At 68.9% G+C, this 18,185-nt stretch carries 14 protein-coding genes; 4 read left to right on the top strand and 10 right to left on the bottom strand.

The features are described 5' to 3' along the window. Positions 1-118: 118 nt before the first annotated feature. Complete coding sequence (locus KEG57_RS37480) at positions 119-2,659, bottom strand: C-type lectin domain-containing protein (protein WP_272425631.1); 2,541 nt, start codon at positions 2,657-2,659, stop codon at positions 119-121. 228 nt (positions 2,660-2,887) lie between these two features. On the opposite strand from KEG57_RS37480, the gene KEG57_RS37475 reads away from it, so the two are divergent. Next, positions 2,888-5,512: a serine/threonine-protein kinase gene (locus KEG57_RS37475; RefSeq protein WP_272425630.1), complete on the top strand. Its 2,625-nt coding sequence runs from the start codon at positions 2,888-2,890 to the stop codon at positions 5,510-5,512. A 16-nt stretch (positions 5,513-5,528) separates the two neighbouring features. On the opposite strand, the gene KEG57_RS37470 is transcribed toward KEG57_RS37475, so the two are convergent. Next, positions 5,529-5,726 carry a hypothetical protein gene (locus tag KEG57_RS37470; RefSeq protein WP_272425629.1) on the bottom strand — a complete coding sequence of 66 codons (198 nt, stop codon included), beginning with the start codon at positions 5,724-5,726 and terminating at the stop codon, positions 5,529-5,531. A gap of 278 nt (positions 5,727-6,004) precedes the next feature. Here KEG57_RS37470 and KEG57_RS37465 point away from each other — a divergent pair, with 278 nt between their 5' ends. Next, the gene (locus KEG57_RS37465; RefSeq protein WP_272425628.1) at positions 6,005-6,802 is read left to right on the top strand and encodes a hypothetical protein; all 798 of its coding nucleotides are present in this window, start codon (positions 6,005-6,007) and stop codon (positions 6,800-6,802) included. A 7-nt stretch (positions 6,803-6,809) separates the two neighbouring features. On the opposite strand, the gene KEG57_RS37460 is transcribed toward KEG57_RS37465, so the two are convergent. From KEG57_RS37460 to KEG57_RS37450, 3 genes are all read right to left on the bottom strand, one after another. After that, positions 6,810-8,636: a sigma 54-interacting transcriptional regulator gene (locus KEG57_RS37460; RefSeq protein WP_272425627.1), complete on the bottom strand. Its 1,827-nt coding sequence runs from the start codon at positions 8,634-8,636 to the stop codon at positions 6,810-6,812. A 99-nt stretch (positions 8,637-8,735) separates the two neighbouring features. Beyond that, entirely contained in the window at positions 8,736-9,122 is a 387-nt protein-coding gene (locus KEG57_RS37455) for a hypothetical protein (protein ID WP_272425626.1), read from the bottom strand. A 15-nt stretch (positions 9,123-9,137) separates the two neighbouring features. Beyond that, entirely contained in the window at positions 9,138-10,130 is a 993-nt protein-coding gene (locus KEG57_RS37450) for a LysR family transcriptional regulator (RefSeq protein ID WP_272425625.1), read from the bottom strand. 218 nt (positions 10,131-10,348) lie between these two features. Between KEG57_RS37450 and KEG57_RS37445 the strand changes: the two genes are divergently transcribed. Further along, positions 10,349-11,476, top strand: a complete 1,128-nt coding sequence (locus KEG57_RS37445) for an alpha/beta hydrolase (RefSeq protein ID WP_272425624.1) — start codon at positions 10,349-10,351, stop codon at positions 11,474-11,476. Between the two features lie 57 nt (positions 11,477-11,533). Continuing rightward, a complete protein-coding gene (locus KEG57_RS37440) occupies positions 11,534-14,578 on the top strand; it encodes a serine/threonine-protein kinase (RefSeq protein ID WP_272425623.1) in 3,045 nt (1,014 codons plus the stop codon). A gap of 371 nt (positions 14,579-14,949) precedes the next feature. Here KEG57_RS37440 and KEG57_RS37435 read toward each other — a convergent pair whose 3' ends face one another. The 5 genes from KEG57_RS37435 to KEG57_RS37415 form a co-directional block, all read right to left on the bottom strand. After that, the gene (locus KEG57_RS37435) at positions 14,950-15,750 is read right to left on the bottom strand and encodes a sigma-70 family RNA polymerase sigma factor (RefSeq protein ID WP_272459392.1); all 801 of its coding nucleotides are present in this window, start codon (positions 15,748-15,750) and stop codon (positions 14,950-14,952) included. 40 nt (positions 15,751-15,790) lie between these two features. Further along, the gene (locus tag KEG57_RS37430) at positions 15,791-16,360 is read right to left on the bottom strand and encodes a hypothetical protein (RefSeq protein ID WP_272425621.1); all 570 of its coding nucleotides are present in this window, start codon (positions 16,358-16,360) and stop codon (positions 15,791-15,793) included. 142 nt (positions 16,361-16,502) lie between these two features. Further along, positions 16,503-17,147, bottom strand: coding sequence for an SRPBCC family protein (locus KEG57_RS37425; protein WP_272425620.1), 645 nt, complete (start codon positions 17,145-17,147; stop codon positions 16,503-16,505). Beyond that, on the bottom strand, positions 17,144-17,533 hold the full coding sequence (locus KEG57_RS37420) for an ArsR/SmtB family transcription factor (RefSeq protein WP_272425619.1): 390 nt from the start codon (positions 17,531-17,533) through the stop codon (positions 17,144-17,146). The genes KEG57_RS37425 and KEG57_RS37420 overlap by 4 nt, the downstream gene beginning before the upstream one ends. Before the next feature lie 32 nt (positions 17,534-17,565). Continuing rightward, on the bottom strand, positions 17,566-18,135 hold the full coding sequence (locus KEG57_RS37415; RefSeq protein WP_272425618.1) for a YkgJ family cysteine cluster protein: 570 nt from the start codon (positions 18,133-18,135) through the stop codon (positions 17,566-17,568). Positions 18,136-18,185 lie beyond the last annotated feature (50 nt).

Genomic DNA, 18,185 nt, shown 5'->3' with positions numbered 1-18,185 from the left:
AACCCTTGGTGGTTTTCGCGCAGGGGGAGGATCGGGGCAGGGGAGCGATCGATCGATGGATCGATCGGGTGATGCAGGTGGATCGATCACGTGATCGATCCACCTCGCGGGCCGCGTTTCACGGCGTGATCACGACGGCCATTCCGTCGAGGAGCGCCCCGATGTTTTCGAGGCTCGTGTCGAGCGCGAGGGCCGCGTTCCGGGGCGAAAGGCTCGTGTAGAACACGGTCCCATTGCGGAGGTAACGCACGGTGTTGCCCGAGACCTGGACGCGGAAGACGTCGTTCACCGTGTACGTCCCGAAGCTGCCCTTGTCGAATGCGCCCTCTTGCACCCGGACGAGCGGCGCGCCGCTCGCGTCGTGCGTGAGGTAAATCCCGTATTCGATGTCGTTGCGGTTCTCGCTCGTGTTCACCGTCCCGAGGCCGGCGGCCTTCTTCGCGTTGACCTCCGCGGCGGAGAACTCGGCGTACCCATTCTGTCCCATCGCGATCGTCTGGCGCGACACCGCTCCGCCGACGCTGCTCGTCCCGGACACGCTCTCGAGCTCGTTGCCCTCGGCGAAGACATAACGGACGTCGTCCCACAGGCCCGGATCGATGCACGTCGTATCGCCTTCCGCGCACGTCATGATCTCCATGTCCACGATGACGGCGCCGATGTTCTCCAGGCTCGTGTCGAGGCGGAGATCCGCGCTCGGCGCGGTGCGGCTCGTGTAGAAGGGCACGCCATTGCGGAGATAACGAACCTCGTTGTCCAGGACCTCGACGCGGAAGACGTCGCCCGCGGCGTACGTCCCGAAGCTGCCCTTGTCGAATGCGGCCTCCTGGACGCGGACGAGCGGCGCGCCGCTCGCGTCGTGGGTGAGGTAAATGCCGTATTCGATGTCGTTGCGAAGCTCGCTCGTGTTCCCGGCCCCGAGGCCCGCCGCTTTTTTCGTGGTGGTCTCGATCGCGGTGAACTGCATGTACCCCTCCGCGCCGAGCGGGATCGAGGCGCGCGAGATCGCTCCGCCGACGGAGCTTGTGCCCCACACGCTTTCGAGCTCGCCCTCCGTGGCGTAGACATACCGAACGTCGTCCCACATGCCCGGATCGATACACGCCACATCCCCCGGCTTGCACGTCTCGAGCGCCGCGTTCGTGATCGTGGCCCCGAGGTCCTCGACGCTCGTGTCGAGGCGGAGATCCGCGCTCGGCGCGGTGTGGCTCGTGTAGAAGGGCACGCCATTGCGGAGATAACGCACCTTGCCGTCCAGGACCTCCACACGGAACACGTCGTTCGCGGCGTACGTGCCGAAGCTGCCCTTGTCGTACGCGCCCTCCTGGACGCGAATCAGCGGGGTGCCGCTCGCGTCGTGCGTCAGGTAAATGCCATAATCGATGTCGTTGCGGTTCGCGCTCGTGTTGCCGGCGCCGAGCCCGGCGGCCTTCTTCGTGGTGATCTCGCCCGTGGAGAACTGGACGTATCCATTCGAGCCGAGCGGGATCGACTTGCGAGAGATGGCGCCCCCGACCGAGCTGCCGACCCGGCGCAGGTTGTTCTCCCGCGCCAACGCATACACGACGTCGTCCCAGAAGCCGGGCTTCACACAGCCGATCTCGCCCGCGATGCAGGCGTGCACGCGCGCGTCGGTGAGGAACGCGCCGGCCCCTTCGAGGCTCGTGTCGAGGACCATGCCCGCCGTGGGCGCCGTGGCGCTCGTGTAGAACGGCATGCCATTGCGTAGATAACGTACCTTGCCGGAGACGACCTCGACGCGGAAGACATCGTCCCAGGCATACGTCCCGAAGCTGCCCTTGTCGTACGCGCCCTCCTGGACCCGGACGAGCGGCGCGCCGCTCGCGTCGTGCGTGAAATAAATGCCGAATTCGATGTCGTTGCGGTTCGTGCTCGTGTTCCCCACGCCGAGGCCCGCGGCCTTTTTCCAGGAGACCTCGCCCGGCGAGAACTGCACGAATCCATCCCCCGCGCCTATGTTCCCCGACGAACGCGCGCCGCCCACCCCCGCCGCCGTCCTTGCGAGGCGCGTCCCCGAGGGGTTCGTCGCATTGACGAGATCGACCCAGCCGACGGGATCCAAGAGCTCGCAGAACGTCTTGTTCGTCCAGGCGCAGTTGAGGTCGTTCCACTTGCCCGTATCCCACATCATGCCGCAGTCCTCGTTGCCAGCATTGTTGGGCTCGTAGGTGGACCAGTTCAGGAGCGACGCGGAGAAACCGTTCGACCAGCGGTAGTCTCCCTCGACGACGCGGTCGTTCAGGTCGATCCAGAATCCTTGCGTGCCCACGGCGAACGGCTGGAGGAATGCGTTCTCCGTGAGGCTCTCGATCCGGGCGAGGCCGTAGCCGCGCCCCTCGCACATCGCCTGCGCGGTCGCGTGATCGAGCTGGTTCTGGCACACGCGGTATTCGTGGCCGCCGTCCACGTGCGTCTGGCAATCGCAGATCCCGTCCTCGTCGATCCGGTCGTCGCCGTCGTCGTCGACGCCATTGCAAATCTCGGTCGCCAGGGCCTGCGCATCCTCGCTGGTAAAATCCTCGTCCTCGGTGCCGGGCTCGGCGACGCAGCCGGCGAGGGGCGCGGCCGCGAGCGCAAGCGGGGCGGCGAGGAGCAGCGAGCGAAGCGAGGAGCGGAAGAGACGCGTCGTCGAAAGCATGGCGAGAGAACCTCCGGGGAGCCACGCCTTCCGCGCCGGTCATCGGGCGGGGTGGCTCGTCGTTCGCCGGCGAGCGATTGCGTGAAGCGTGCCAGCCTCGAATCGTGCCGAAATCTAGGTTTTTTGGAGGGAGGCGCCCGGTGCGGGCCCCGTGGTCGATCGCTCCGATCGATGATCGTTCGATCGACCGATCGATCGTCTGATCGATCGGGTAGACTCCGTCGATCCATGACGAGCTCCGAGAGCAACGCCACGGCCCCTGAAGCCCCGGAGGTCATCCGGGTGCCGTCCAAGGAGCTTTTGACGATCGGTCGCGTGCTCGCGGGTCGTTACGAGATCCAGGGGCGGCTCGGCGCGGGCGGAATGGGGGCCGTGTATCGCGCCCACGATCGCGAGCTCGACGAGGACGTCGCGCTCAAGATGGTGCTCCCTGAGCGGCTCGACGAACCGAAGACGCTTGCGCGGTTCCGGGCCGAGGTGAAGATCGCCCGCAAAATCACGCACCCGAACGTCTGCCGCGTCTTTGATCTCGCGGAGGACGAGGGGCTGCTTTTCCTCACGATGGAGCTCGTCGAGGGCTCGACCCTGCGCGAGCTCGTCGCGGCGGGCCCGATCGATCCGGCGCGGGCGCTCGATCTCTTCCAGCAAGTGACGGACGGCGTGGCCGCCGCGCACGAAAAGGGGATCGTCCACCGCGATCTCAAGCCGGAGAATGTACTGCTCCGGCGCGACGATCGGTGTGTCGTGGCCGATTTCGGGCTCGCGCGTGGCCCCGGGCTGGGCGCTTCGACGGCGGCCGGCGGGGCGGGGACGCCCGCATACATGTCGCCGGAGCAGATTCGAGCCGAGCCGCTCGACGTGCGCTCGGACGTATTCACGCTCGGGATCATCGGATTCGAATTGCTCACCGGAAAATCGCCGTTCGCCGCGGATTCGCCGGGCGTCGTCACCACGGCGATCCTGCGCGCGGGGCCGCCGCCGCTCGTTTTGCCGGGTTTGCCGGAAGGGACACGAAAGGCGATCGAGGCCGTGCTCGTGAAGGCGCTGGAAAGGCGGCCGGAGGACCGGTTCGCGTCCGCGGGCGAGCTCGCCGCGGCGCTCGCCAAGGCGCGCCGAGGAGGCGCCGAGACCCGCAGTACACTGCGCGGGGTATCCGATGGGGCTCCGGCGGCGCCGCCTTCCATTGGGAAAACCAATCTATTCGTAGGGCGGCGCGGTGTAATTGCGGCTGCGACCGCGGTGGTCGTGGTGGTCGTCGTGGCATTCGTTCTGCGCCGGAGCTCGTTCGAGCGGTCGGCGACGGCGCCGCCTGCGCCAAGCGGATCGGCCGCCATTCCGCAGGAGGATCGCGCGGCGATCGTCGTCCTTCCGTTCGAAAACCTCACGGGGGATCCCGCCTGGGAAGGCCTCGCGAAGAGCGCGCCCGAGGCCCTGCGCGGCGTGATGCGCGCCATGAAAGAAATGCGTCTCGTCGAGACGGCGGCCGTGGATGTCGTGGCCGCGCGCAATGCGGGCGCCACGTTCTGGATGCGCGGGAGCGTGCAGCGGGTCGGGGCGCGGATCCGGCTGGCCGCGCAGATCGAGCCGATCGATGCGGAGACGGGCGCGGCGCCGGGAGAGCCGATCGAGATTGACGAGGTCGAGGCCGATCCCCGGGCCGCCCTCGCGGAGCTGCGCCAGCGGGCGCTCGATGAGGCGAGGCTCGCGGTGCGCGCATTCGAACGGCGGCGGCGGGCCCTTCGAGGGACAAACGTCGCGGTGGCGCGGGAAAAATTCCTCGCGTACGAGGCGATGATCGGGCCGGCCCCGAAGCCCGAGCATTTCGATCGAGGCCTCACGCTGCTCGACGAAGCGCTCGCCGCGGATCCCGCGTACGTCCCCGCGATCGTGGCTCGCGCGCATCTCGCCTGGCAAGGCGCCGGGCCAGGGACGGACGCGACGCGTATGGCGCGGGCGCTCGAAGAGCTCGGCCGGGCGCTTTCCCTCGCGCCCACGGATGGCCTCGCGCACGAGACACGCTGCCGCATTGCGCGCGGGGCGACGGAGCTCGCGGAGCGCCGGACGGATCAGGCATTCGAGCAGGCGTTAGAGGCATGCACCCTCGCATTGCGCGTGTTTCCCACGTCCGCGGAGGCGCGTATCGCGCTCGCCCGGCTGGAGGATCGGCGGTGCCGGGACGAGGAGGCGATGCGCTTCTTGGAGGAAAGCCTCGAGCTCGATCGCGCCGTCTCCGGCCGCGCGCTCCGGTATCTCGTCACGCTTGCATTGCAGGGCGACAGGCTTCCGATTGCCGATCACGCGAGCGCGCGGCTCGTCGCGTTCCAGGAAGAGGAGCAACGCCTCGGGCCCCGCGCGCTCGGCCGGCGCGCTGGCATGCCGCCCGTGCGGGGCGCGCATCTGTTCCGCGGCGTGACGCTCCTCCGGCTCGGAAAAACCGACGAAGCGGCAGAGGCATTTCGCAAAGAAAGGGTCGATGCCTCGGCGAGCAAGAGCGACGCCTGGGCCGAAGCGGCGGCGATCCGGGGCCTCGTGCGGATCGCATCGCAAAGGCGCGAGGCGCCGGCCGAGGATCTCGTGCGGCGGCTCGATCGGATCGAGGCGAATTTCAAGGCCAAGCCCGGGGGCGCGCGGAGGCTCGCGAGCGCGTATTCGTTCGTGGATCCCGCGGCGGCGCTCGCGTGGATCGAGCCGCCGAGCGAAACGGACGGGTGCGAGGCCGCCTTCGACAAGACGCTCGCGTATCAGGCGGCGGGAAAGCTCGATCGAGCCCGGCAGAGCCTCGCCATGTGCAAACCGGCGTTCGCCTGGGAGCGCTCGTGCGTGGAGGCGCTCGCGCCCGAGCTCGGGCCCTGACGCGTCCGCGCGGGGCTCAATGCTCCGCGGTGTTCTTGGGGTCGCAATTGTCGACCTGACAGCCCGCGTTCGGGTCGCGCACGGCCGCGGGCTCTGCCCCCGGACCTTTCACCTCGGCCGGCGAGTCCGCGGGCTTCGTCGTGCCGGCACATCCGCTCATGAGGAGCGCTGCGAGCGTCATCGAGGGGAGGATCCAGTGCGCGCCGTGCTTCATTGCTTTTTCTCCAGTCCGAAGGGCCCTTGGCCCGGCGCCGGCTCGGAGCACGGCGCATGCCAAGATGGTCACTTTCGCTCGCCCGCGGCCGCGTGGCAATCGTCGTGACGAGGATCGATCGTTTGATCGATCGGATCGATCGACCGGATCGATCGCCCCGATCGATCGATCCACGCTTCGAGCGAAAATCCCGGCGAAAACCGCCTGAACGTGGGATGGCACGGTCCTTGGAAAGACGTCCTTCCGAACCACGACGACGCAGGAAGGCAGGTCCCCCCATGAAGAGCATCCAGAACATCGTTCGTTTCGGCCTCACGGTTCTCCTCGCCGCGCTCCCCGTGGCCTGCGTCGCCCCGGAAGCCACCGACGAGGATCTTTACGTTGTCGCCGAGGCGGACGATCTCGACGCTCTCGCGACGGAAGAGGACGATCTTGCGTCGGGCGACGAAGGCCTCCTCCTTCCGACGGCCTGCCTCACGAAGCGCGTCACGTTCGACGAGACGACCCAGGCGTTCACGAGCGGTTATACGCCCGTCACGGGGTCCCTCGCGTCGGGCCAGTTCAAGACCACGACCGACGCGACGACGTGTAATGGCGGCTTTCGCGGCAAGTCGCCGAACGGCAACAAGTTCGCTTGCTACGACGGGGCCACAACGTCCAGCGTGAATGCCGCGTGCGTGAGCGTGCCCATCGCCGCCGGCATCGCATATCGAGCCCAGGTCTACGCGCGCAGCCTATCGACGCAGACCAGCGAGGCGAACAAGCCCTCGCTCCAGTTCTTCGTGGCCGGCGCGGCGTGTGGCACGCCGAAGGCGCTCGCCTACAACAGCGTCGACACGGCCTGGGAGCTCGTCTCATGTGATTTCACGCGCCTGAGCTCGAGCATCGTCACGATTTGCGTCCAGGACCTCTCGACCTCCGGCTGGGCCAACGATTTTGGCCTCGAGGATCTGCGTATCGCCGCGAAGGCGGGCCAGCAGCTCGGCGAATGCATCGACGGCGGGGGCTACCACCGTGAATGCGACGGCAACGGGAATTGCCGCACGGTCGCTCTCGTCGACGGGGAAGGCGCCTGAACGCCGCTCAATCCTCGTCCTTGCCCGCGCCGCCCATCAGCCGATCCACGCGCCGCTTCATCATGATGCGCGTGATCCCGAGCAGCCGCGCCGCCTCGCTCACGTTGCCTTTCGCCCGCGACATCGCCTCTTCCACGAGCAGTTTTTCCGTCGGTTCGAGCTCGGCGAATTGCTCGGCCAGGCTCTTGCCGCGCGGCTGCCCCGGCTTCGGTCGCGCCGCGCCGAGCCGCGGGGAGAGGTCGTGCGCGTCCACGAGCGGCCCGTCCGCGTTGATCACGGCGCGCTCGACCTCGTTGCGGAGCTCGCGCACGTTGCCCGGCCAATCATGCCGCAAGAGCGCTGATTGCGCGGCCTCCGTAAAACCCTCGATTCGTTTGCCCATGGCGGATGCCGATTTGCGCATCAGCGCCGTGGCGATGAGCAGGACGTCGCTCTCCCGCTCGCGCAGCGGCGGCACCTCGATCTCCACGACCGCAAGCCGATAGTAGAGATCCTCGCGGAAGCGCTTCTCCGCGATCTCCTTCGTCAGATCCTTGTGCGTCGCGCTCACCACGCGCACGTCGACCTTCTGCGTCCGCTCCGCGCCGAGCGGCTGGATCTCGCCCTCCTGCAGCGCGCGCAGGAGTTTTGCTTGCGCCGGCAGCGCCAGATCGCCGATCTCGTCGAGGAACAAGGTCCCCCCGTCGGCGAGCGCGAACTTGCCGCGTTTTTTCGCGACCGCGCCCGTGAATGCGCCTTTTTCGTAGCCGAAGAGCTCGCTCTCCAGCATCGTCTCCGGGATCGCGGCGCAGTTCAGGGTGACGAACGGCCGCGCCGCGCGCGCGCTCGCCTCGTGCAGGGCCCGCGCCACGAGCTCCTTGCCCGAACCGCTCTCGCCCCGCACGAGCGCATTTGCGTGCCCCGCGGCCGCGTATTTCGTGAGCTGCGCCCGGAGTCGCGTCATCGCCGCGCTCCGGCCGATGATCTCCTCCGCGACGCCGCCGCCCGTGAGCGCCTCCGCGATGGCCTCCGCCCGCTGATAACGCTCGGCGCTCTCCAGCGCCGCGCTGACGAGGTGCCCGAGGGCCGTCAGATAAGCGAGATCGTCCGGTCCGAAGCGCTCCGCCTCTTGCCGATCGTCCACGTAGAGCAGACCCACCGGCCGCGCCGAGAGCCCGAGCGGCACGGCCATCGCCGACACGATTCGCTCGCGATGCATCGTCTTGAGGCCCGCGTCCCGCAACGCGTCGCGCACGATCACCGCCTCGCGCCGGCCGAGCGTCGCTTCGAGCACCGCGCGCGAAAGGACCACGTCCGGCGAGGAGCCACGCCGCGCACGGCAGAAGCGCCGCACGATGCCGCGCGTCGCGTCGCCGAGCCCCACGAGCGCGCGCTCGCCGCCGAGCACGTCCACGATCGCCTCGAGCATCTCGCCGAGCATCACCTCGGTGTCGCCCATCGCCCCGATGGCGCGGCTCACGTCGAAGAGCAGCGACAGGCGCCGATCGGCCTCGGCCTTGCGCGGCGGCGGCCCAGCGGCCGTGACCTGATGGTGCACGATCGTCCGCTCGTCCTCCTCGTAAAGCTCGAGCAGCACGTTGCCGATCTGGATCCGGTCGCCATCGGCGAGCGCGTGCGCCGTGACGGACTCGCCGTTCACCCGCGTGCCGTGCCGCGAGCCGAGGTCGCGCACCTCGAAGCCTTTTTCGGTGCGCGTGAGCGTCGCGTGCTGGCGGGAGACCTGGTGGTCATCGAGGACGAGCTCGTTTTGCTCGTGCCGCCCGATGCGCAGGACGTCCGGAAGCGGCACGGAGTAGGCCATCTGGCCCGGCTTGCGCACGACGAGGTGAGGCATGGAGGTTCTCGCGTGCATCGTAGAGCATCGTTCTTCTCGACTGAACGATGATCTCGTATGTGTCGCAACGGAAGTTCGTCGCGGCGAGGTGGCTTGCGATCAGGCGGGCGGCTCGGGGACGGGATACGCGGCCGGCGGCTCCGGAACGGGGTACGGGGCGGGCGGCTCGGGCGTCGCGTAGGCCGCCTCGGGCGCGGCCGGTACCGGATAGGTTTCCGGGGGAATGGGCGGCACATACGGCGCGGCAGCGGGCGCCGGGGGCGCCGCAGCGGCGGGGCGCGGCGCGAGCGGGGACTCCGGGATCACGGGCGGCGGGGGAATGGGCGGCGCCTCCGGGACGACCGGGCCTTCTCCTGCGCCGGCGGGCGGATCGAGCTTCGGCACCTCGACCTCGGGAATGGCCGGCATGGGCGGAACCTCGACGTCGGGAATCGCGGGGAGGGGGACCTCTTTTGCCTTCGTCTCCGGCGTGCTCGCGTCGCTCATGACGTGTTTACTCTGTCACGAGGCGTGCTCGGGGGCGAGCGGGGCCTTGGGGCTTTTCCCCTTTTTATCGCTCCGTGATCCTCGCGCCTGGGCGAGCGGCCGCGCGGCCCGCACGAGCGCGTCGCGCAGCCATCGCGCCCCGGGATCCTCGTGCGTCCTTTCGTGCCACACCATCGTCATCGTGACCGGCGCGAGGTCGAGCTCGGGGGGCGGCTCGAACGTCGCGAGGGGCAGGAGCGTGGTGAACGTCGCGGCCACGTGGGCGAGCATCGTCGTCACGTGATTCGAGGTCGCCACGATGTGCGGCACGACCAAGAAATGCGGGACGGTGAGGGCCACGTGCCGCACGAGGCCCTTCTTCGCGAGCGCGCCGTCCACGATCCCGCCCGGTTTCCCGCGTGGCGACACGAGCACGTGCGAGAGCTCCGCGTACGTCGCGAGATCGAGTTTTCCGCGCGCCCTCGGGTGGCCTTCGCGCGCCACGCCGACGAACGTGTCCTGGAAGAGGGACACGCGGCGCACGTCGAGCGGCATATTTTCGTGCTCGAAGCGCCCGACGGCCACGTCGATCTCGCCTTCGCAGAGCGACTCGGACGCCGGAGGAACGCCGATGGGCAGGATGTGCAGGGTGAGGTTCGGCGCCTCGCGGGAGAGGATTTCTTCGAGCGCGGGCAAAAGGACGAACTGCACGTAGTCCGTGGCCCCGAGCTTGAAGGTGCGGCGGCTCGTCTTCGGATCGAACGAGGGCAGGGGCGCGAGCAGCGCTTCGAGCTCCTCCACGACGGCGCGGGCGCGAGGCACGAGGGCCTCGGCGCGCGGCGTGAGCGTCATGGTGCGCCCCACGCGCACGAGCAGCGGATCGCCGAGCGTCTCGCGCAGCCGGGCGAGCGCGTGGCTCATCGCCGGCTGGCTGAGCCCGATCCGCTTGGCGGCCTCCGTGACGCTGCGCTCCTGGAGGAGGGCGTCGAGGGCGACGACGAGGTTCACGTCGATGCCTGCAAGGTTCATCGCCCCGAACATGGCTACACGATCCCCGCGGAGGAGGAAATGCCTTAACACTTATGGAAGTGCATCTATAAGATATGCCCGTTCCCCCCGGGCGCCTGCCATCGCAATTCGGCACCGAGCGCCCCGGGACGAATCCTGTTGACCCCCTCGGGTGGACTCTTGTAATCGTTTGAGAACGAACGTTCGTTCAGTTTATTCTATCGCATAGGAGGGACCCCATGCGTACTTACCTTGCGTGTGTGCTCGCGTTCGTTTCGCTCCTCGCGTGCGGACAGGCCCCCGACAACCCGTCGACCGGCTCCGGAGGCAGCGCCGCGGCGGGCGGCGCTCCAGGCACCGGCGGACTCGGAGGCGGCGGAGCCGGAGGTGCTGGCGGAGCCGGAGGTGCCGGAGGCGCCGGCGGAGCGGAGACGGGCCTGTACCATGTCGATCTCGACTTGCCCGAGGCCTCTACGCCGCCGATTCCCACGGACGGCGTCGACGTGACGTTTTACGCCGACGTGGCGTACGGCTCGGACCCGCTTCATCGATTCGATATTTTCCTGCCGAAGAGCGCCGCGCCCACGCCGCTCATGATCTACATCCACGGCGGGGGTTTCACCGGCGGTGACAAGGCCGAAAAGTACAACGCGAAGATCACGGGCGTGCTCGCCCAGGGCGTCGCCTTCGCGAGCCTCAATTATCGGCTGCTCGATCCCGTGGATACCGACGGCGTGGCAAAACCCCTCGGCGACTGCCGGCGTGCATTGCAGTTCATCCGGTACCACGCGAGCGCGCTGAACCTCGACCCGAGCAAGGTCGTTTTGCTGGGAAGCTCGGCAGGCGCGGGCGCAAGCATGTGGCTCGCGTTTCACGACGACATGGCCGCCGCGGGCGGCGCGGACCCCGTGGCGAAGCAGTCCACCCGGCCGATCGCCGTCGCGGCGAACGCCACGCAGGCCACGTACGATTTGATCAAATGGGAGACGGTCGTCTTCAAGGAATACGGCATCTCGATGGTCGAGGCCGCCGCCGCTCTGGGGCTCGAGCAGCGCTTCGCGTCGTTTTACGGAATGGGATCGATCGACGAGATCGACACGCCGCCCATCCAGGCTTATCGAGCCGACGTCGACATGCTCGGGCTCCTCAGCGCCGACGATCCGCCCGTGTACGTGCACAACCAGCTCGCGACGCTGGAGCCCCCCAAGAACACGAGCGAGCTCTTCCACCACGCCCACCATGCGCGCGCGGTCATGGAGGCAGCGCAGGGCGCGGGTGTCCCGGTGGTGGCCAAGATCGAGGCGCTCGGCGTGGACACCTCCATGGGGCAGGACGAATGGGCCTTCCTTCTCGCCAAGCTGAAGTGACGCCCCCGCAGACCGGCGATTGCCGCCCGAACCGGCCCTGCTAGAACATCGCTCGGTTTGGCCCAGCGAGCGGAGCGCCATCACGATCGCCCACCCACGCTGGGCCAGGTGCCTCGCAAGGCCGAGGCGCAGGAATGCCTCGACGAAAACACGATCGTGGCCCTCCTCGGGCGCGCGCTGCCGTCCGAAAGGCGCGCGGCGATCGAAGCGCACGTGGACGACTGCGAGGCGTGTCGGGTGCTGCTCGCGCAGACCACCGAGCTTTTGCTCTCGACGGTCGCGGCTTCGCGTCCCGGGGCACCCGCGCCGGCGGAGGAAGGGATCGGCCCGAGCACGAAGCTCGGGCGGTACGTGACGCTGCAGCCGATCGGGGCAGGCGCGATGGGGGTGGTGTACGCGGCGTACGATCCCGACCTCGATCGCAAGGTGGCGCTGAAGCTTTTGCGCCGGGAGTCGGGGCGATCGGCCGTGGAGATGCAAGCGCGGCTCTTGCGGGAGGCGAAGGCGCTGGCGCGCCTGTCGCATCCGAATGTGGTCGCGATCTACGACGTGGGCACGGTCGACGGTCGGGTCTTCATCGCGATGGAGTTCGTCACGGGGACGACGCTGGGCGCGTGGCTGCGCGAGGCGCCGCGGCCCTTTCGCGAGGTGCTGCAAGCGCTCCTGCACGCGGGAAGGGGGCTCGCCGCCGCGCACGCCGCCGGGCTCGTCCATCGCGATTTCAAGCCCGACAACGTGCTCGTGGGGCGTGATGGTCGGGTGCGCGTCACGGATTTCGGGCTGGCGCGCAGCGCACTCGTGGAGGAGGCGGCCAGGAAGGGTGAGGCGGGCGCGCATCTGCCCGAGCTCTCCCAGACGAGGGCCTTCGTCGGGACCCCCGCGTACATGGCCCCCGAGCAGATGCGAGGCGAGCCCATCGACGCACGGGCCGATATCTGGAGCTTCTGCGCCACGGCATACGAGGCGCTGTGCGGGGAGCGTCCCTTCGAAGGGGACACGGTGGAGGCGCTGCTCGAGGCGCGCTCTGCGGGGCGCTTTCGCGAGGCGCGGACGTCGCGGATCCCGCCGCGGCTGCGAAAGATCCTGCTTCGCGGGATGAGCGCGCGGCCGGAGGAGCGATACCCGACGATGGAGGCGTTGCTCGCGGATCTGTCGCGTGATCCGCGGGCAGCGCTGCGTCGGGGCGCCGCGGCGGCGCTCGTGCTTCTCGTCGCAGGATCCGCCGCGGCGGCCGTTTCGGCCTCGCGCGGCGCCCGTGCCCGGCCCGAGCAGCTCTGCACGGGCGGCGAGGCCCGCTTCGCGACGGTGTGGGGAGACGAGCAGAGCAGGGCGGTGCGCGAGCGGTTCGGGGTGTCGGGATTGCCCTTCGCGGAGCGCGCATCCAAGGGCGTGGACGAGGCGATGTCCGCGTATGGCCGCACATGGGCCGGGATGCACCGCGACGCCTGCGAAGCGACGCGGCTGCGGGGCGAGCAATCCGAGCATTTGCTCGACGTGCGCATGCAATGCCTGTCGAGGCGCCTGCGCGAGGTGGACGCGGCCGCAGGGCTTTTCGTGTCGGGCGACGCGAAGGTCATCGAAAACGCGCTCCAGGTGGTCTCGGGTCTCACGCCCGTGGACGTGTGCGGCGCCGCCTCGGCGCTCGACGCGGAGGAAGGACCGTCGCTGTCGGACGACGCGCGCGCCTCGCTCGACGCGGACCTCTCTCGGGCGCGATCCCTGCGCGACGCGGGCAAGTATGCCGACGCGCTCGACGCGGCGCGCGCCACCCTCGCAGGGGCGCGGGCGAAGGCGAGCCGGGGGCACGAGGCCGAGGCGCTCCTCATCGCAGGAGAGATGACCGACCGGCTCGGCCACATCGAGGACGGGGCGCGGCTACTCGAGGACGCGGCGGCCGTCGCGGTCGAGGGCCGAAAAGACGCGCTGGCCGCGAGGGCCATGGGCGCGCTGATTTACGTCGTGGGGAGCCGCAAAGCGCAGATCCAGGCCGGGCTCTCGTGGGAGCGTCTGGCCATCGCGACGGTCAAGCGAGCCGGCGCGCCCGCGCTGCTCGAGGCAGCCGTGCTGCATCGAGCCGGCGTCACGAAACACGCAGCGGGCATGCTCGCCGAAGCCGAGGCCGATCTCGCGCGGGTCATCACGCTGCGGGAGCAGGAGCTCGGCCCCGATCACTTCGAGCTGGCCGCAGCGCTCGCAGACGTGGGCAGGGTGCTGCGCGAGCGCGGCGAGCGCGGGCGCGCCCGGTCGGCCTTCGAGCGCGCGCTCGTGATCCAGGAGCGGAGCCTCGGCCCCGATCACCCCCAAGTGGCCACGACGCTGAGGTTCCTCGCGGATCTCGACGGGCGCGAGGGGCGCTTCGACGACGCGATCACCCGACTCCAGCGAACGCTCGTGATCCAGGAGAGAGCGCTTGGGTCCGCGCACCTCGACGTCGCATACACGCAGAACGCACTCGCGAACGCGCACCTCGACAGCGGCGCCCCCGAGAAGGCATTGCCGCTCTACGAGCGCGCGTGCGCCATGGGCGAGAAGACCCTCGGCGAAAACCACCCCGACGTGGGCATGTGCCGCATGAACATCGCCCTCGCGCTCATCGAGCAAGGCCGGTCAAAGGAGGCGCTTTCGACCCTCGAACGCTCGCTCACGATCGTCGAAGCGAAGCTCGGACCAACCCATCCCAACGTCGCACTCATCGAAGGCACGATGGCCCGAGCCATCGAGGAGCAAGGGCGCTGCGCCGAGGCCCTGCCGCATTCCCGGCGCTCGCTCACCATTCACGAAAAAGCCCTCGGCGAGCGCAACGCCGAGTTCGCCGACATCCTCGTGGGTCTCGGCCGCTGCCTGTCAAAGCTCGGGCGCGCACACGAGGCTCTCCCGCCGCTCGAGCGCGCCGTTTCCATCCTGTCGTCCCACCCCGGCGCCCCCCTCGAGCACGGGCGCGCATTGTTCACGCTGGCGCGCGCACTCTGGGCCGTGGGCACGAAGGAGCGCGCCCTCGCACTCGCCGAGGAGGCGCGCCAGCGCTTCGCAGAAGCGCCTCGCCGAAGGGCCGCAGCACTCGCCGACGTCGACGCATGGCTCGCCGAGCGTCGCGTGCGCTGATCCTGCGCCGGAGCGCTGCGCCGGGGCGCTGCCCCGGACCCCGCGGGGGCTGTCCGCCCCTCGACCCGGACCAGGCACGGCCTGGACCGAGGGTGGAAGAACTGCGCATCGCGCAGTTCTTCCAACGGGCCGAGTCAAGACCAGCAACGACGTTGCCCGCCAAAACCGCAGCGCTGACGTGTCTACTCGAGGCGAGCAGCGCTGCTGTCTCGCCTGGCAACGTGGTCCGTGGTCTTGCCACGGGCCCGTCGGATAAACCGCGCATCGCGCGGTTTATCCGCCTTCGGTCCAGGCCGTGCCTGGTCCGGGTCCAGGGGTGGACAACCCCTGGTTGGGGTCCGGGGTGAAACCCCGGCGCTACGCTGCTTGTGTCAACCGCTCTCGTCTTCCAGGATCCGGCGCACGCTTGCGTCGAGGTCCTGGCCTACGAGCCGGAGCACGCTCTCGAATTCGCGCGGCTCGAGGGAGAGCCGCTCGCTCAGGAGCCCGCGTGTCCGTTCGAACAGCCATGCGCGTGCGTCGGCGATCCATCGGGCCACGGTTGCGCGGTGCACGCCGTAGATGACCCCGATTCGATCGATGTTGAGCCCGTCGATGATGTGGAGGCGCAGCACGGTGCGGCCCTTTGGCTCGAGCGAGAGGAGTGCGTCCTGGAATGCGGCGCGGAATTCGGCTGCGTACCGCACGCGCAGGTAGTCGAGCTCGGGATCGTCCGAGGGCGCGAGCAGCGTGTCGGGGATCTCCTCTCGGAGAACTTCCCGCGGCTGTGCGCGTTTGCGATCGAGCGCGGCGCGCACGGCGACCACGCGCAGCCATGCGCCGAGGGGCCCTTGCCCGGTGTAATCGGCGAGCTTGGGCCTGCCTCCTGCCGAGGGCAGCAGCAGTTTTTCGCGGAGCGCCTGCAAGAGCTCGGGGATGGTGGCCTTGTCGTTCTCCACGCGCGAGAGGAATGCTGGGACCTGCGCGAGGAAATGCGCTTCGAAGAACGCGATTGCCCTTGGATCGCCGCGCAGGCAGGCGCACGCGAGGAACAGGTCGGACGCGTGCGCGACCTCTGCGCCGTCTTCTCCGGTGCGCTCGCGCAGGTACGCCATGAATGCCTCCCGATCCAGCGTGACGCCGGGCCAGGCCGCTTGCGCGGCCACGAATGCATCCTCGAACGCGGCTTTCATCGGTCTCGTCATGCGGACGCTCGGGAGGCCCGAGCTGGGCTCACTGACACGTGCCACCCGTGCAGTTCTGGGAGCTGCAGTCGGTGTCGTCTTTGCAGGGCGATCCTGCGTCGGTTCCCTGGCAGCAGCCGTTCGTGCAGTTCTGCGTATTGCAATCGGTGTCGTCCTTGCAGCTCTGGCCGGTCGGCTCGCCCACGCAGGCGCCCCCGCCGCTGCTGCTGCCGCTCCCGCACTGGGCCGACGGGTCCTCCATGCACGACGACGGATCGTTCGTCGCGTTCTCGGCTTGCATGAAGCAGTTGTCGATGCACCCGAAATCCTCGGGAGAACACGCGTTGATGCAGCCGTCGATGTCGAAGCCCACGCACTTGTCGAAGGCCGCCTTGTTCGGGCAACGATAGTTCGTGTCGTTCAGGCAGCACTTGAAGTCGCCGCTGCCCCCGCCCGAGCTGCTGCCGCCATTGCCGCTGCCGCCGGCCCCGTTGCCCCCGCTCCCCGGGTCGCTCCCCCCGTCTCCGTCACCCGACCCCGAGGAGCCGGCGCCGCTGCACGCCGCGATCACGAGGGAAAGGAGGAAGCAACCCGAGAGCGTCTTGATGGAAAGTTTCATCGTCGAACCTCGTCACGAGAAAGGACGCGGTGCTGTCTCACCGCACCCCCCTGACGGGCGGGCTCGCCGACTGTCGCGCAGAAAAATGGAGACCTCGGGGACGGACGCTTTCGCGTGGGCCGCGCTACGCCCGACGCCGTGTTCAGGTCGCCGGGGGCGGGTCTGGCGCGTAAAACTTCGTCGTGTTCTCGACGCATTTCTGGGCGTCTTCGGCGGACGTGCCGGCGGCTTGATTCGCGGCGCCCCAGGAAACGCTGCTCTCCGTGATGAATTGCCTCGCCTCCGGCGTCAGCCCCCAGGCTTCCTTGTCTTCGAGGAAGATCGAACGAAGCTCCATGCTTAGGCCGAGCAGCGTGAGATCCCAGCCGACGCCCACGGCGCCGGGCCCGTATTCGGACCACATGCCGGGCGGGACGATGGCCGCGTGCTCGAGCTCGAGGATCGTCTGGTCGCCCTCGCCAACCGACAGCCGCACCTCGACCTTGCTGCTCTCGTCGTCCTTCGGGCCCATCGACCACGTCACTTCGAGCAGACGGGGCGGGTCACAGCGCAGGATCTTGCCGCCGGCATTGCCTTTGAGCTGGTAATGACCGCCGAGGCGCAGCTCGCCCTCGAGCGGGAGAAACCAGCGGCGGATGCGCTCGGGATTCGTGATCGCATCCCAGACGTCCTCGATCTCCGCATCGTAGCTCCGCCGCAGCTTCACCGTGCGGCCTTCGCCCGCGAGCATGGCCTTGGGGCCGGTCTCCCGATGTACGGCGTAAAGCTCCTTCATGATGTCGATCATGGTTTGTCCTTCTCCCTCGTGGTCGTGTCGTCGGTCGTGGACGAACGCGCTTCGGCCTTCAAGCGGCGTTCGCGTTTGCCTCGCGCGAGCTCCGTCGCGAGCGCGTCGAGGCGCTGCTCCCAGAATTGGCGGAAGCGATCGAGCCACAGGTCGACCTCCTGCAAAGGCCGGACGTCGACGGCATACAAGCGGCGGGTCCCCTCCGCCCGCACCGTGGCAAACCCGTTGTCCCGCAGCACTTTGAGGTGCAACGATACCGCCGGCTGCGAAATCCCGAACTCCCTCTGGATGACCTCGGTGATCGCCCCCGAAGTCTGCTCACCGTCGGCGAGCAACTCGAGGATCCGGCGGCGGACCGGGTCCCCGAGGACGTCGAACGCTTCCACGACCGTCCTGTATCACCGTCCGCTTATATTAGTCAAGCCTGATGTTCGGGAGAGGGCCCGCAGAGCGTCGTCATCTCGATCCGCTGCCCGCGCGGGAGCCCGACCGCGTCCGCATACGCCGCGTCGAGCGCCGCGAGCACCGTGGAGAGCGTCGTTTGATCGAGCACGGCCCGGGGATCGAGCGACGCGAGATCCTGCCCGACGAAGTTTTTCGGGCACGCGTCGACGACCGGGAGCGACCGCCCGCCCTTTCGCTCCGTAAAACGAATCGGCAAGCCGTGCGTCCGGCAGATCGTGGGGCGCGCCTCGTACACGGCGCACCGGCCGTCCTCGCCGAGGGCGGGGCAATCCGTCCCCGCGGGATCCGCCGCCCGCGCCGCGATCGTTTGCCGCTCCTCGGCCGGCAGGCGATCGAGCGCTTCCTGCACCTCCGCCGCCTCGATCGTCGTCACCGAGAATCGCCGCCGGCAGCAGTCGTCGCAGCCCGCGGCGCACGTGATCGCCTCGCCGCACCGGCTCTTCGCGTGCGCGAAAAACGAGTCGACCTTGAGGAAGAGCTCGTGCAAGCGCTCGCGGGGGGAGGGCGTTCGGACCTCGGACATCCCGGCTCTCTAGCATCCGCCCACGCCAAACACGAGCCGACCCTTTGTGC

The organism is Polyangium jinanense, assembly GCF_028435365.1.
The sequence above is the reverse complement of the archived record's forward strand: the minus strand, read 5'-3'. Positions and strand labels throughout refer to the sequence as shown.

Coding starts and splice junctions, on each gene's coding strand:
- KEG57_RS37480 (WP_272425631.1), bottom strand. CDS start 2,659: ATGCTTTCGACGACGCGTCTCTTCCGCTCCTCGCTTCGCTCGCTGCTC.
- KEG57_RS37475 (WP_272425630.1), top strand. CDS start 2,888: ATGACGAGCTCCGAGAGCAACGCCACGGCCCCTGAAGCCCCGGAGGTC.
- KEG57_RS37435 (WP_272459392.1), bottom strand. CDS start 15,750: ATGAAAGCCGCGTTCGAGGATGCATTCGTGGCCGCGCAAGCGGCCTGG.
- KEG57_RS37430 (WP_272425621.1), bottom strand. CDS start 16,360: ATGAAACTTTCCATCAAGACGCTCTCGGGTTGCTTCCTCCTTTCCCTC.
- KEG57_RS37425 (WP_272425620.1), bottom strand. CDS start 17,147: ATGATCGACATCATGAAGGAGCTTTACGCCGTACATCGGGAGACCGGC.
- KEG57_RS37470 (WP_272425629.1), bottom strand. CDS start 5,726: ATGAAGCACGGCGCGCACTGGATCCTCCCCTCGATGACGCTCGCAGCG.
- KEG57_RS37445 (WP_272425624.1), top strand. CDS start 10,349: ATGCGTACTTACCTTGCGTGTGTGCTCGCGTTCGTTTCGCTCCTCGCG.
- KEG57_RS37415 (WP_272425618.1), bottom strand. CDS start 18,135: ATGTCCGAGGTCCGAACGCCCTCCCCCCGCGAGCGCTTGCACGAGCTC.
- KEG57_RS37450 (WP_272425625.1), bottom strand. CDS start 10,130: ATGAACCTTGCAGGCATCGACGTGAACCTCGTCGTCGCCCTCGACGCC.
- KEG57_RS37460 (WP_272425627.1), bottom strand. CDS start 8,636: ATGCCTCACCTCGTCGTGCGCAAGCCGGGCCAGATGGCCTACTCCGTG.
- KEG57_RS37465 (WP_272425628.1), top strand. CDS start 6,005: ATGAAGAGCATCCAGAACATCGTTCGTTTCGGCCTCACGGTTCTCCTC.
- KEG57_RS37455 (WP_272425626.1), bottom strand. CDS start 9,122: ATGAGCGACGCGAGCACGCCGGAGACGAAGGCAAAAGAGGTCCCCCTC.